The 13,342-nt window shown below is 64.8% G+C and carries 11 protein-coding genes, 1 tRNA gene and 1 pseudogene; 8 read left to right on the top strand and 5 right to left on the bottom strand.

Translation table 11 applies throughout. The annotated features are described in order from the left end of the window. Positions 1-96 precede the first annotated feature (96 nt). From AB0366_RS21105 to AB0366_RS21085, 5 genes and pseudogenes are all read left to right on the top strand, one after another. A pseudogene (locus AB0366_RS21105) lies at positions 97-363 on the top strand (TM2 domain-containing protein); the annotation flags it as partial. A gap of 267 nt (positions 364-630) precedes the next feature. Beyond that, positions 631-5,214: a glutamate synthase large subunit gene (gene gltB / locus AB0366_RS21100; protein WP_366245764.1), complete on the top strand. Its 4,584-nt coding sequence runs from the start codon at positions 631-633 to the stop codon at positions 5,212-5,214. Next, positions 5,207-6,712, top strand: a complete 1,506-nt coding sequence (locus tag AB0366_RS21095) for a glutamate synthase subunit beta (RefSeq protein WP_366245654.1) — start codon at positions 5,207-5,209, stop codon at positions 6,710-6,712. Before gltB ends, AB0366_RS21095 begins: the two co-directional genes overlap by 8 nt. Before the next feature lie 122 nt (positions 6,713-6,834). Further along, positions 6,835-8,253 (top strand): pyruvate kinase, encoded by a 1,419-nt coding sequence (pyk, locus tag AB0366_RS21090; protein ID WP_082323730.1) that lies wholly within the window; start codon positions 6,835-6,837, stop codon positions 8,251-8,253. Beyond that, on the top strand, positions 8,254-9,180 hold the full coding sequence (locus AB0366_RS21085; RefSeq protein WP_366245652.1) for an acyl-CoA thioesterase II: 927 nt from the start codon (positions 8,254-8,256) through the stop codon (positions 9,178-9,180). It abuts the gene before it with no gap. Here the strand turns inward: AB0366_RS21085 and AB0366_RS21080 are convergent. Continuing rightward, positions 9,146-9,664: a DNA-deoxyinosine glycosylase gene (locus AB0366_RS21080; RefSeq protein ID WP_366245763.1), complete on the bottom strand. Its 519-nt coding sequence runs from the start codon at positions 9,662-9,664 to the stop codon at positions 9,146-9,148. The two genes, AB0366_RS21085 and AB0366_RS21080, sit on opposite strands and share 35 nt — an antisense overlap. A 58-nt stretch (positions 9,665-9,722) precedes the next feature. Between AB0366_RS21080 and AB0366_RS21075 the strand changes: the two genes are divergently transcribed. Continuing rightward, the gene (locus tag AB0366_RS21075) at positions 9,723-9,926 is read left to right on the top strand and encodes a hypothetical protein (RefSeq protein WP_366245650.1); all 204 of its coding nucleotides are present in this window, start codon (positions 9,723-9,725) and stop codon (positions 9,924-9,926) included. Here the strand turns inward: AB0366_RS21075 and AB0366_RS21070 are convergent. Continuing rightward, positions 9,902-10,393: an anthrone oxygenase family protein gene (locus AB0366_RS21070; protein ID WP_366245649.1), complete on the bottom strand. Its 492-nt coding sequence runs from the start codon at positions 10,391-10,393 to the stop codon at positions 9,902-9,904. The genes AB0366_RS21075 and AB0366_RS21070 overlap by 25 nt on opposite strands. Positions 10,394-10,512: 119 nt before the next feature. Here AB0366_RS21070 and AB0366_RS21065 point away from each other — a divergent pair, with 119 nt between their 5' ends. Next, positions 10,513-11,502: an AraC family transcriptional regulator gene (locus AB0366_RS21065; RefSeq protein WP_366245647.1), complete on the top strand. Its 990-nt coding sequence runs from the start codon at positions 10,513-10,515 to the stop codon at positions 11,500-11,502. Here AB0366_RS21065 and AB0366_RS21060 read toward each other — a convergent pair. The 3 genes from AB0366_RS21060 to AB0366_RS21050 form a co-directional block, all read right to left on the bottom strand. Continuing rightward, the gene (locus tag AB0366_RS21060; protein ID WP_366245646.1) at positions 11,487-12,218 is read right to left on the bottom strand and encodes an AAA family ATPase; all 732 of its coding nucleotides are present in this window, start codon (positions 12,216-12,218) and stop codon (positions 11,487-11,489) included. The two genes, AB0366_RS21065 and AB0366_RS21060, sit on opposite strands and share 16 nt — an antisense overlap. A gap of 3 nt (positions 12,219-12,221) precedes the next feature. Next, positions 12,222-12,398: a hypothetical protein gene (locus tag AB0366_RS21055; RefSeq protein WP_366245644.1), complete on the bottom strand. Its 177-nt coding sequence runs from the start codon at positions 12,396-12,398 to the stop codon at positions 12,222-12,224. A gap of 64 nt (positions 12,399-12,462) precedes the next feature. Continuing rightward, positions 12,463-12,539 (bottom strand) — tRNA-Leu (locus AB0366_RS21050). Between the two features lie 120 nt (positions 12,540-12,659). On the opposite strand from AB0366_RS21050, the gene AB0366_RS21045 reads away from it, so the two are divergent. After that, entirely contained in the window at positions 12,660-13,292 is a 633-nt protein-coding gene (locus AB0366_RS21045) for an ANTAR domain-containing response regulator (protein ID WP_121869701.1), read from the top strand. The last annotated feature ends 50 nt before the right edge of the window (positions 13,293-13,342 follow it).

Genomic DNA, 13,342 nt, shown 5'->3' with positions numbered 1-13,342 from the left:
GGACAGTACGGTGCGCCGCCGCCCCCGCCGTATGCGGGCGGGCAGTACGGCGCTCCCCAGTACGGCGGTCCCCAGTACGCAGGCGGGCCCGGCTACATGGACCCGATGGCTCCGTACGGTAGGCACCCGGTCACCGGTGAGCCGTTCTCCGACAAGCAGAAGCTGACGGCAGGTCTGCTCGGCATTCTGTTGGGCGCCTTCGGAGCCGGGCGCTTCTATCTCAACCAGCCGGGCATGGCGGTGGCGCAGATCGCCGTTACGTGGCTCACCTGCGGTATCGGCGGAATCTGGCCGTTGATCGATGGCATCATGATGCTCACCGGCAGCGTGCGTGATCAGCACGGGCGACCGCTGCGCGACTGACGATGGCATTCGTCGCAGCCGGCATTCGCGATTGCATCGATGCGAATGCCAGCTGCTACGATTTCGCCATCCGGGAGAGATCCCGGTTTCTTTCGCGGGCCAGAGCTGTCCCGGTGAATTCCCGACAGGCAGTTCAATTCGGCTCATCCGACCGTTTCGGTCGACTCGAGCCGACCAGCCGGCGGGGTTGCCGAGACCTCCGGTGCAGGGTCGATGACACTGCACCGCCCTTCACGCACCCCACCGGCCTACGTGGAGGTGATCGTGGTGCTGTTTTCTCGGATGCCTGCGGAGCAAGGTCTGTACGACCCGAGCTCGGAGAAGGATTCCTGTGGCGTGGCGATGATCGCCGACATCGCCGGTCGCCGCTCCCACGCGATCGTCGCCGACGGGGTTCTGGCACTGGAGAACCTGGAGCATCGCGGAGCTGCCGGTGCCGAGCCCAACAGTGGTGACGGCGCGGGCATTCTGATTCAGCTGCCGGTCGAACTCCTCGCCTCCCTTGCACCCTTCGATCTGCCCGCTGCCGGAGCCGACGGCGACAACACGTTCGCGGCCGGGGTGTGTTTTCTGCCGCAGGGCATCCGTGAACGAGCGATGGCGGTCGAGCGTGTCGAATCCGTTGCGGCCGAAGAAGGTCTGGACATCCTGGGCTGGGTTCCGGTCGAGGTCGATCCCGATCGAGCCGACGTGGGCCTCACCGCCCTCGGCTGCATGCCGTACATGAGCTACCTCTACGTCGCCGCCCCCGAGGTCGACGGCACGCGTCCGGCCGGTCTCGCCCTCGACCGTCTCGTGTACGGACTACGCAAGCGTTCCGAGCGAGTCACCCCCGAGATCGAGGCCGAGGGATCGGGGCTGTTCTTTCCGTCGTTGTCCTCGCGCACGATCGTCTACAAGGGCATGCTCACCACGATGCAGCTGCCGCTTTACTTCCCGGAACTGCGTAACCCCTTGTGCAAGAGCGCCATTGCCATCGTGCACAGTCGCTTCTCGACCAACACGTTCCCGTCGTGGCCGCTGGCGCATCCGCATCGCTACGTTGCGCACAACGGTGAGATCAACACCGTCAAAGGCAACCGAAACCGGATGCGGGCTCGCGAAGCGCTGCTGTCGAGCGACCTGATCCCCGGGGACCTGGAGCGTTTGTTCCCCATCTGCAACCCCGATGCCTCGGACTCGGTGTCCTTGGACGAGGTGCTCGAACTGCTGCACCTGGGCGGGCGCAGCGTGCCGCACGTGGTGATGATGATGGTGCCCGAGCCGTGGGAGAACCACCGCACGATGGATCCACGGGTACGAGCGTTCTACCAGTTCCATTCGTCGATGATGGAAGCCTGGGACGGTCCGGCCTGCGTGACGTTCACCGACGGTAGCTACGTCGGAGCCGTGCTGGACCGCAACGGCCTTCGCCCCGGTCGCTGGTGGCAGACTGCGGACGGCCGCGTGATCCTCGCCAGCGAGGCAGGCGTGCTCGACGTGCCGCAGTCCGAGGTCGTCGCCAAGGGTCGCCTCGAGCCCGGAAAGATGTTCCTGATCGACACCGTCGCCGGACGTCTGGTGCCGGACGAGGAGATCAAACTCCAACTGGCAACCGAACATCCGTACCAGGAGTGGCTGCACGCCGGCCTGCTCGAGATCAAGAGCCTGCCCGAGCGTGCTCACATCCAGTACAACCACGACTCGGTGGTGCGCCGACAGGTCGCCTTCGGCTACACCGAGGAAGACCTACGCGTCGTATTGACGCCGATGGCCGCATCGGGGGGCGAGCCGCTCGGATCGATGGGTACCGATACCCCGGCCGCAGTGATGTCGCAGCGGTCGCGTCAGCTCTACGACTACTTCATCGAACTGTTCGCGCAGGTCACCAACCCGCCGCTCGATTCGATCCGCGAGGAGATCGTGACCTCGCTCGCGCGGGTGATGGGTCCGGAGCAGAACCTGCTCGAGCCCACCGCAGCGTCGTGCAGGCAGATCGTGTTGCCGTGGCCGGTGCTCGACAACGACGAGCTCAACAAGATCATTCACATCAACGACGACGGCGACCATCCGGGACTGTCGGCCACGGTGTTGCGTGGGCTGTACGAGGTCGAGCGCGGCGGCGAAGGTCTCGCCGAGGCCATCGAGGAGTTGCGTGCCCGGGCGTCGGAGGCGATCGCTGCGGGGTACACCACGCTGATCATCTCCGATCGCGATTCGGACCACACTCGGGCCCCGATCCCGTCCCTGCTGGCCACCTCGGCGGTGCACCATCACCTGGTTCGCACCAAGGAGCGCACCAAGATCGCACTCGTCGTCGAATCCGGCGACGCGCGCGAGGTGCATCATCTGGCCCTGCTCATCGGCTTCGGTGCCGCAGCGGTCAACCCGTATCTGGCGATGGAGTCGATCGAGGATCTGGTCGGCGAGGGCGAACTCACCGGAGTCGAAACGACGATCGCGGTACGGAACTATCTGTACGGCCTCGGCAAGGGCGTACTGAAGGTGATGTCGAAGATGGGCATCTCCACCGTCGGGTCCTACACCGGCGCACAGGTTTTCGAGGCAGTCGGTCTCGACCGCGAGGTGGTGCGCGAGTACTTCAAAGGCACGGTCAGCAAGCTCGGCGGCGTCGGTCTCGACGTGCTCGCCGAGGAGGTCAAGCTACGCCATCGTCGGGCGTACCCCGAGAATCCGACCGACCGTGTCCATCGCCGGTTGGAGATCGGCGGCGAATACCAGTTCCGGCGCGAAGGCGAGCTGCACCTCTTCACCCCCGAGACGGTGTTCCTGCTGCAGCACGCAACGCGTACCGGCCGATACGACGTGTTCCAGAAGTACACCGACGAGGTGGACCGGCTCGCTCGCGAAGGCGGTGCACTGCGCGGTCTGTTCGAGTTCAAGGACGGTGTGCGACAGCCGGTTCCGCTCGACGAGGTGGAATCTGTCGAGTCGATCGTCACGCGGTTCAACACCGGCGCGATGAGCTACGGATCCATCTCCGCCGAGGCGCACGAGACGATGGCCGTCGCGATGAACAATCTCGGCGGACGGTCCAACTCGGGTGAGGGCGGTGAGGACGTCGACCGGCTCTACGACCCGACGCGGCGCAGTGCCGTCAAGCAGGTCGCCAGTGGTCGGTTCGGTGTCACCAGCGACTACCTGGTCAATGCCACGGACATTCAGATCAAGATGGCGCAGGGTGCCAAGCCGGGCGAGGGCGGTCAGCTGCCCGGCTACAAGGTGTATCCGTGGGTGGCCAAGACCCGACATTCGACGCCCGGTGTCGGCCTCATCTCGCCGCCCCCGCACCACGACATCTACTCGATCGAGGATCTCGCACAGCTGATCCACGATCTCAAGAACGCCAACGAGAAGGCGCGCGTCCACGTCAAGCTCGTCAGTTCCGTCGGCGTCGGCACGGTGGCGACGGGCGTGAGCAAGGCACACGCCGATGTCGTCCTGATCTCCGGATACGACGGCGGAACCGGTGCTGCGCCGTTGACATCGCTCAAGCATGCAGGCGCTCCGTGGGAGATCGGCCTCGCCGATGCCCAGCAGACGCTGGTGCTCAACGGCTTACGTGATCGCATCACGGTGCAGTGCGACGGCGGCATGCGCACCGGACGCGACGTCATCGTTGCGGCGCTGCTCGGCGCGGAGGAGTTCGGATTCTCGACCGCCCCGCTGATCGTGGCGGGATGCATCATGATGCGCGTCTGCCACCTCGACACCTGCCCGGTCGGTGTCGCGACGCAGAACCCGGAGCTGCGCAAGCGGTTCACCGGTAAGCCCGAGTTCCTCGAGGACTTCTTCAAGTTCATCGCCGAGGACGTGCGAAAGTACCTCGCGCAGCTCGGTTTCCGGAGCATCGACGAGGCGGTCGGTCACGCCGATGTGCTCGAGACGGCAGCCGGAGTGGCGCACTGGAAGAGCAAGGGACTCGATCTCGCGCCGATCTTCGCGATGCCCGTCGACCGCCACGGTGCCCCGATGACGCAGCGTCGACGCCTCCGCGCGCAGGATCACGGTCTCGATCTCGCGCTGGACCGGACGCTGATCCAACTGGCCGAGGGAGCGCTGGAGGACGCCCATCCGGTGAAGCTCGAGCTGCCGGTGCGCAACGTCAATCGCACGGTCGGAACTCTGCTGGGGTCCGAGGTCACCCGGCGCTACGGTGCGGTCGGGTTGCCGGACGACACCATTCGCATCGCGTTCACCGGATCGGCCGGTCAGTCTCTCGGGGCCTTCCTGCCGCCGGGTATCACCATCGACCTGGTCGGTGACGCGAACGACTATGTCGGCAAGGGATTGTCGGGCGGCCGAATAGTCGTGCGGCCAGCTGACGATGCGCCGTTCGTCGCAGAGGACAACGTGATCGCAGGAAACACAATTCTCTACGGTGCCACCTCGGGCGAGGTGTACCTGCGCGGTAAGGCAGGGGAGCGGTTCGCGGTCCGTAACTCGGGGGCGATCGCGGTGAACGAGGGCGTGGGCGACCACGCGTTCGAGTACATGACCGGCGGTCGTGTGGTGGTGCTCGGGCCCACCGGTCGCAACATGGCGGCGGGTATGTCCGGCGGCATCGCGTTCGTCCTCGGTCTCGATCCGGCGGACGTGAACATGGCGATGGTCGAACTGCAGGTGCCAAACCCGGATGATCTGGTGTGGCTGCGTGAGACCGTCGAGAATCATCAGCGCTGGACCGGTTCCACCGTCGCGACCTCGTTGCTGGCCGACTGGCCCCGCCGGTCTGCGTTGTTCACCAAAGTCATGCCCGTCGACTACCAGCGAGTGCTGGAAGCGACAAGAATGGCGCGCGCCGAAGGGCGCGACGTCGATGCTGCGATCATGGAGGCTGCACGTGGCTGATCCACAGGGATTTCTGAAAGTCGTCAAGCGCGAGGCCGTCAAGCGTCCGATCGGCGAGCGCGTCAAGGACTGGAACGAGGTGTACTCGCATCAGCCCAAGAGCGAGCGTGCCGCCGAGGTCGCCGATCAGGCGCGTCGCTGCATGGACTGCGGTATTCCGTTCTGCCACTCGGGAACTGCGGGCTGCCCGCTGGGAAATCTGATTCCCGAGTGGAACGACCTGGTGCGCCGCGGCCGCTGGGATGCCGCCAGCGACCGACTGCATGCGACAAACAATTTTCCGGAGTTCACCGGTCGGGTGTGCCCGGCCCCGTGTGAGTCGGCGTGTGTGCTGTCGATCTCCGAGGCGGCCACCGGCGGAAGCGTGACGATCAAGCGGGTCGAGCAGACCATCGCGGACCTGGCCTGGGAGGACGGCAGCATCGTTCCGCAGCCGCCGACGATCACCACCGGCAAGCGGGTCGCGGTCGTCGGATCCGGTCCTGCGGGATTGGCTGCGGCGCAACAGCTCACCCGCGCCGGGCACGACGTCACCGTGTACGAGCGAGACGATCGTCTCGGCGGACTGCTCCGCTACGGCATCCCCGAGTTCAAGCTCGAGAAGTCCGTGCTCGATCAGCGCCTCATGCAGATGCGCGCCGAGGGAACACATTTCGTCACCGACTGCGAGGTCGGCATCGACTTCACCGTCGAGCAACTACGCGAATCGTTCGACGCAGTCGTTCTCGCGGTCGGCGCTCTGCGGGCCCGTGACAATGCCGAGGTCATCGGTCGCGAGCTCGACGGTATCCACCTGGCCATGGAGCATCTGGTGCCGTCGAACAAGGAATGCGAGGGCGACGGTCCCACCTCCATCTCCGCTGCGGACAAGCATGTGGTCATCATCGGCGGTGGCGATACCGGAGCAGACTGCCTGGGAACGGCTCACCGACAGGGTGCTGCGTCGGTGACGCAGCTCGACTACAACCCGGCTCTGCCCGGGGCTCGCGACGAAAGTCTCTCGCCGTGGCCGTCGTGGCCGCTGGTGCTGCGCACCTCACCCGCGCACGCCGAGGGTGGCGTCGTGCGTCATCAGGTCGCCGTCCAGCGATTCCTCGGCGACGAGCGCGGGCACGTTCGCGCGATGGTGCTCGCCGAGGTGGAGGTGCAGCGCGACGCGGACGGTCGACGCATCGTCACGCCCATCGGGGAGGAGATCGAATTGCCCTGTGATCTGGCGTTGTTCGCCATCGGTTTCGAGGGCGTCGAGCACGGTCCACTACTCGACGAGTACGGACTCACGTTGACCAAGCGGGGCGCACTCTCGTGTGGTCCCGATTGGCAGACCAAGGCACCCGGGGTGTTCGTGTGCGGGGATGCGCATCGCGGTGCGTCGCTGGTCGTGTGGGCGATTGCGGAGGGTCGTTCGGCGGCCAACGGTGTCGATGCTTTCCTCACCGGGCACTCGGAATTGCCGTCGCCGGTACACCCGACTGCACTGCCCCTGGCGGTCGTGTGACCCCCGTCTCTGAACCGGTACAGACCGTCCCAGCAGCAGGGTAGCGTGGCTACCGATCGGTAGTATTCGGGTGGATGCGTCTGCGATAGAGAACGCGGCGTCCAGCGGCTAGGCTCGCTTTCGTGAGCCGACGTACTAAGATTGTCTGCACCCTTGGACCCGCAACCGCAACCACAGAGCGCATCCGCGAACTCGTCGAGAGTGGAATGGATGTCGCACGACTGAACTTCAGCCATGGTGATCACCCCGATCATCAGGCCAACTACGAGAGGGTTCGAGCAGCATCGGACGCCACCGGCAAAGCCGTGGGCATTCTGGCCGATCTGCAGGGACCGAAGATTCGTCTCGGGCGTTTCGCCGAGGGCTCGACCACCTGGGCGGCCGGCGAGCTGATCCGCATCACCGTCGAAGAGTGCGAGGGCACTCACGACCGGGTGTCGACCACCTACAAGGAGCTGGCCCAGGACGCCAAGGAAGGCGATCGCCTGCTCGTCGACGACGGCAAGGTCGGCCTCGTGGTCACCGGCGTCGAGGGCAACGACGTACTGTGCCGTGTCACCGAAGGTGGGCCGGTCAGCAACAACAAGGGTGTGTCCCTGCCGGGCATGGACGTGTCGGTTCCCGCCATGAGCGAGAAGGACATCGCCGACCTCGAGTTCGCCCTCGCTCTGGGATGCGACTTCATCGCGCTGTCGTTCGTGCGCTCTCCCGCGGACGTCGAACTCGTCCACGCCGTGATGGACCGCGTCGGTCGCCGAGTTCCTGTCATCGCCAAGCTCGAGAAGCCCGAGGCCGTCGACAACCTCGAGGCCATCGTGCTCGCCTTCGACGCGATCATGGTCGCCCGTGGCGACCTCGGCGTCGAGCTGCCCCTCGAGCAGGTGCCGCTGGTGCAGAAGCGCGCCATCCAGATCGCCCGCGCCAACGCCAAGCCCGTCATCGTCGCGACCCAGATGCTCGAATCGATGATCGAGAACTCCCGCCCGACGCGCGCCGAGGCGTCCGACGTCGCCAACGCCGTGCTCGACGGTACCGACGCGGTCATGCTCTCCGGTGAGACCTCGGTCGGTAAGTACGTGATGGAAACCGTTCGGACCATGGCCCGCATCGTCGAGACGGTCGAGACCGAGGGTGACAGTGTTCCTCCGCTGACGCACGTCCCGCGCACCAAGCGTGGCGTCATCTCCTACGCCGCTCGTGACATCGGCGAGCGCCTGGACGCGAAGGCACTCGTGGCGTTCACCCAGTCGGGTGACACCGTTCGACGGTTGGCTCGTCTGCACACCAAGCTTCCGTTGCTCGCCTTCACCTCCATCTCCGAGGTCCGCAGCCAATTGTCGCTGAGCTGGGGAACCGAAACGTTCCTGGTTCCGGATGTGGGTTCCACGGACGCGATGGTCAAGGAAGTGGACCGGGCGCTGCTCGAGCTGGGTCGATACAGCAAGGGCGATCAGGTCGTGATCGTGGCCGGTGCCCCTCCCGGCACAGTAGGCTCGACCAACTTGATCCATGTGCACCGAATCGGAGAAGAGGACCGGTAAGTGGTCGAAGCGGGGGGAACCGGCGTCAGCGAAAGCGCGTCGAGCAGTACAGCGGTGAAGACCGATCTCGAGACGCTCCTCGATCTCCTCGCACTGGAGGAGATCGAGGAGGACGTGTTCGTCGGCGTTCACCCCGAGCAGGTGGGCAGCCGTACGTTCGGGGGGCAGCTCGTTGCTCAAGGCCTGATCGCGGCCGGCCGCACCGTCTCCGGTACCTCGCGGGACGTGCATGCGATCAATGCGCACTTCATCCGCGGCGGCGACGTCAAGAAGCCCATCGAGTACCGGGTCTCTCGGCAACGTGACGGTCGCGCTTTCGCCAACCGCCAGGTCACCGCACTGCAGGACGGCAACGAGCTGTTCGTCATGCTCGCCGCCTTCCAAGATTTCGGTAAGGGGCTCGAGCACAGCGTTGAGGTGCCCGAGGTTCCGTACCCCGACGCACTGCCACCGCTCGGCGATCACTTCGTCGGGTACGAGGACCGGCTGCAGATGTTCGTCGACGCCCTCAAGCCGATCGACATGCGCTACGCGAACGATCCGGCGTGGATCATGCACGGCACCGGCGAGAAGCTCAACCACAATCGGGTCTGGATGAAAGCCGACGGCGATCTGCCCGACGCCTCGATCTTTCACGCCGCGACCATGGGCTACGCGTCGGACACCACGGTGCTCGACTCGATCATCACCACCCACGGTCTGTCCTGGGGACTCGATCGCATCGTCGCGGCGACGGTCAACCATTCCATCTGGTTCCACCGCCCGTTCCGATTCGACGAGTGGGCTCTCTACGCCACCGAATCACCGGTTGCGGCCGGGTCTCGTGGCCTGGCCACCGGACGGTTCTTCTCGATGGACGGCCAGTTGCTGGCCACCGTCGTGCAGGAAGGTCTCATTCGGCACTTCCCGAAGCGGGTGCGGGCCTGAGGGCAGTCGACCACGCCTGCGTCTTCGCGGCGAGATCGAGCGAGGCGAGCGCAGGGCTGGTCGACGGTAGTCGAGTGAATGTCACGTGGGGTGTCACCGTCTTCACGTGGCGACGGTAGCTCTCGTCTGCCTTGGCTCCGTTGAAGAACACCCTGTCGATGCCGGGATTCTCGGCGAACATCTTCTCGAAATCGTTTGTCTCGATGGAGGATTCGACGATCGCCGAATCCAGGCTTCCCTCTCGCGTGCACAGCTTCAGCACATCCCACACCGCGACGCCATGGCTGCGCAGACGCTCGGTGCGATCGGCGTAGAGAAGTTCGGGACCCGCACCGAACAGCGTTCCCATGATCGGCCAGAACGCATTTCGCGGGTGCGCGTAGTACTGCTGAGCGGCCAGCGACGCCACGCCGGGCATGGAGCCCAGGATCAAGGTGGTTGCGCCTCGGCCGAGAATCGGTGCGAAGCTGTGCACGACGTTCATGACAGCGATTACAGCAAATCCCCGCGGACGCACCGGACGGGGGACCACAATGGGGGTCATGTTGGATCCACGCGTACTCGACAACAACGAACTCGAAGCCGAACTCGCCGCACTGCGTCGGGGACGTGACGCCGCGATGGACGAAGGCGCGCGGGATGTCTCGACTGCCGACACCGACCACCTCATTGCGCGGTTCGAGGAAGAAATTCGCAAGCGGCACGAGGATTCGGTGTCCGATCAGCCCAGTGCCGATCTGCCCTGACCGAGGATCAGGACGGCACAGGCGGCAGTCGCAGCAACCGTCCTGACGTTGTTCCATCGCGTCCATTTCTCGCGGAAGTTCTGCCACGCGTCGGCACCCGCAACGCTACCGGGATCCACACCGGCCAACGCGTCGTTGAGGGGGACGTTCGCAACGGCCGTGATCGCGAAGCATCCGAGAACGTAGAGAACGGCTCCGCTCACGACGAGCACGGGTGAACCCCCACCGGCCGATAGGGTGAGAATCGCTGCGAGAGTGCAGGATCCGGCCGTTCCGAAAAACAAGCCGAGAAACACCGGATCGATAATCGCCTTGTTGAAGCGCTGCATCGCGGCGATCGCGTCGGGCACCGGCAGTGTTGCCAGGCCGGGGAGCACGCTGATCGAGAAGGCGAGCAGCACTCCTGCCACCAGCCCGCATCCGACGGCGGCAACGGCGGTGGTGACCGCGAGCATTCGGTCCAGCACGGTGGTTCCCTTCGGTCGGCTATATCCTGTTCTCCACTGTGGCCTCGAGAAGCTGGATGGACAATGCCCGAAAGGCCGCATTCGATGTCCGATCGTCCAACTCGTGAGACGATCGGGGCATGCGCGGCGCGGATCCCTGGAAGTCGTCCGACCCCCTGGGTGAAGCGCTGCACTTTCTACGGATGACCGGATCGTTCTACGTGCGCTCCGAGTTGAGCGGATCCTGGGGTCTCGCACTGCCCGCCATGGAGGATGCGCTGTGGTTTCACACGGTCGTCGACGGTGACTGCGTGTTGTCGGTTCCCGGCGAGCCGACGCGTGAGTTGGTGCCCGGCGATTTCGCGTTGGTACCGCACGGGCGAGGGCACGTGCTCGCCGCAGGCGTCGACGCGTCTGTTCGTGCGACGAGCGTCCACGACCTCCCGCACGAGTACGTCAGCGATCGCTACGCGGTGATCACTCACGATGCGGGCGGTGTCGGCCGTGTTGCGACTCTCGTCTGCGGGGCGGTGCGACTGGATCATCCGGCAGCGCAGAAGCTCGTTCGCCTGCTGCCCGCGCTGGTGGTGGTCGACGTCGATCCCGGCCCGAGGCAATCGAGGATGCAGAACATTCTGGCCATGGTCGCGGACGAAGCGCGCGTGCTCGAGCCCGGGGGAGAAGCGGTGATCACCCGGCTGTCCGACATTCTGGTGATCCACGCGTTGCGGTCGTGGATCGCGAACACGCCGGGCGCGCAGTCGGGTTGGCTCGGAGCATTGCAGGACGATCGGATCGGAACGGCGTTGGCGCTGATCCATCGACACCCTCACGAGCGGTGGACCGTTGCGGATTTGGCGTCGAGGGTGAACATGTCCCGTTCGGCGTTCTCGGCACGTTTCACCGAGCTGGTCGGCGACTCCGCGATGAGCTATCTGGCAACGTGGCGGATGCAGGTCGCATACGAGACGTTGCGATCCGAGGACGTGGTGTTGGCCGAATTGGCCCGGCGCAGTGGGTATCTGTCGGAGGCCGCGTTCGGTAAGGCCTTCAAACGCGCGACGGGCGTCTCCCCGGGACGTGTGCGTCGCCGAGAAGCGGTGTCGATGGCCGGTCAGTCGAGCAGGTGACGGAGATAGCTGTTCGGGTCGTCCAGGTAGCGACGCCAGTGCTGTACCAATTCGAGTTCGTCCCAGGTACTTCGGCGTAGTCCGTGTTCGCCGACTTCGACGATGTCCGCACCGGGGGTCGACGCCAGAATCGGTGAGTGCGTGGCGCAGACGATCTGCGCGCCCTCGTCGCCCAGCTCGGACATCAGTGCAACGAGTTGCAGGCTCGCGGTGAACGACAGGGCCGATTCCGGCTCGTCCAGAACGTAGAAGCCGGGTTCGGCCAACATCGCACCGAACATGGTCAGGAACCCTTCGCCGTGACTCATCTCGGCGGTGTTCTCGTCCCAGAAACCCGGTATGCCGCCGAGGTTCTCGGCCATGTCGAACGCGGTCTCGGCGCGCAGGAAGAAGCCGCGCTTGTTCAGTCGTGGGCCACGAAGCATTCGAGAACCCCGCGGTGTGGTCTCGAGTTCGAGTACCTCACCGAGGGCGCTGGTCACCTCGTCGAGGCGACGCGACTGCTGCGCCGCTCGACCGCCGCGGGCATCGATTCCGAAACCCTCGGCGATCGCCTCGACGAGGGTCGATTTACCGGAACCGTTGTCGCCGACGAGAATTGTCACCGGTGCCAGGAACTCGAGTCCGTCGCTAGCGAGGTCGGCGACAGCAGGCACGGTGAAGGGCCAGTCCGATCCGACATCGTCGGCGTGGACGTAGGCGCGTTCTACGAACATGATTCAGGCAGTGACCAGGCGGTCGACGTAACCGGTCTCGTGGGAGGAATCGGCGCTGCAGGTGTAGTAGACCCACTGCGCAGACTGGTCCGCCGAATCCCCGAACCGATGGTCGACCTTCGCTGCGCACAAACTGCCCGCACTGGTGTCATGGCAACGAAGACTGCTGGGTATGTACATCACTCCACTGTAGGCGCGATCGACGGAGACCATTACCGACGTCGCGAACGGAGCTACATTCACGTGGTGCCCTCGGTGAGACTCGAACTCACACTGGACGGGTTTTGAATCCGTTTCCTCTGCCAATTGGGATACGAGGGCTGGCGTCTTTCAAGCAACGATTGACGAGTTTAGAAGATGCGCTTTCGGCGTCGCGCACCGGTACCCTTCAGATGCTCGACGGCCCTGATGGGCGATGACAGTCAAAGGAGACCGATACAGATGAATGCTCCTGGTGCGCACGGTACTGGCAAGCCCCCGCTTCGCGTGGTGGTGGCAGAGGACGAATCCCTGATCCGATTGGACCTCGTGGAGATGCTCCGCGAGGAGGGCTACGACGTGGTCGGTGAAGCGGCCGACGGTCAGCAGGCGGTGGAGTTGGCCGTCGAACTGCGTCCCGATCTGGTCATCATGGATGTGAAGATGCCGCGGCGGGACGGAATCGATGCCGCGTCTGAGATCGCCGAGAAGCGCATTGCGCCCGTCGTGATTCTCACCGCGTTCAGTCAACGCGAGCTCGTGGAGAAGGCTCGCGATGCCGGTGCGATGGCGTATCTGGTCAAGCCGTTCACCAAGGCCGATCTGATGCCTGCGGTGGAGTTGGCCGCCAGCCGTTTCGGTGAGATCTCCGCGCTCGAAGCCGAGATCGTGGATCTGCAGGATCGGCTCGAGACGCGCAAGCTCATCGAGAAGGCCAAGGGCATCCTGATGGAATCGCAATCGCTCACAGAACCGCAGGCGTTCAAGTGGATTCAGCGCGCCGCAATGGATCGCAGGACGACGATGAAAGCCGTCGCCGAAGTAGTGATCGAGACACTCGGTACTCCTGCGAACAAGCCTGCGGCAGAGGGGTGATCGGCTCCCGAAAGCTACGGCCACGTAAAACTTCGACTCCCTAGGTCACA

This window comes from Rhodococcus sp. NPDC076796 (assembly GCF_040702765.1).
Classification (GTDB): Bacteria; Actinomycetota; Actinomycetes; order Mycobacteriales; family Mycobacteriaceae; genus Rhodococcoides.
The sequence above is the reverse complement of the archived record's forward strand: the minus strand, read 5'-3'. Positions and strand labels throughout refer to the sequence as shown.

Coding starts and splice junctions, on each gene's coding strand:
- AB0366_RS21075 (WP_366245650.1), top strand. CDS start 9,723: ATGTTGGATCCACGCGTACTCGACAACAACGAACTCGAAGCCGAACTC.
- AB0366_RS21045 (WP_121869701.1), top strand. CDS start 12,660: ATGAATGCTCCTGGTGCGCACGGTACTGGCAAGCCCCCGCTTCGCGTG.
- AB0366_RS21080 (WP_366245763.1), bottom strand. CDS start 9,664: ATGAACGTCGTGCACAGCTTCGCACCGATTCTCGGCCGAGGCGCAACC.
- AB0366_RS21055 (WP_366245644.1), bottom strand. CDS start 12,398: ATGTACATACCCAGCAGTCTTCGTTGCCATGACACCAGTGCGGGCAGT.
- AB0366_RS21060 (WP_366245646.1), bottom strand. CDS start 12,218: ATGTTCGTAGAACGCGCCTACGTCCACGCCGACGATGTCGGATCGGAC.
- AB0366_RS21065 (WP_366245647.1), top strand. CDS start 10,513: ATGCGCGGCGCGGATCCCTGGAAGTCGTCCGACCCCCTGGGTGAAGCG.